The sequence below is a fragment of the Rhodococcus sp. KBW08 genome (assembly GCF_003852455.1).
In the GTDB taxonomy this organism is placed as follows: Bacteria; Actinomycetota; Actinomycetes; order Mycobacteriales; family Mycobacteriaceae; genus Rhodococcus_F; species Rhodococcus_F baikonurensis.
In genome coordinates, this window is the sequence record NZ_QAJJ01000073.1 from 1 (window position 1) to 277 (window position 277).

General features: G+C 58.1%; 1 protein-coding gene. It reads left to right on the forward strand.

Annotation, left to right across the window (positions count from 1 at the left end):
• Positions 1-47: 47 nt before the first annotated feature.
• Positions 48-277, forward strand: a 230-nt coding sequence (locus DBV08_RS32090) for a hypothetical protein (protein ID WP_260395834.1), incomplete at its 3' end; no start/stop codon positions are given.

Below are 277 nucleotides of genomic sequence, written 5' to 3' on the forward strand. Positions count from 1 at the left end.
GGTTCTTGAACCGTTTCGAACCTGAGTCGACTGCCTACAACTTGCCGGTGGCGATTCGGTTGTCGGGATCGTTGGATGTGGCGGCTCTGCAGGCTGCTGTCTCGGATGTTGTTGCGCGGCACGAGATTTTGCGGACGGTGTATCCGGAGGTCGACGGCGTCGGCTACCAGCAAATCGTCGCGGTCGATCACGTAAGGCTGAACCTGACACCGGTTCCTGTCTCGGAAGCTGACGTGATGTCTGTCGTGGTGGGATTCATGTCGGCTGGTTTCGATGT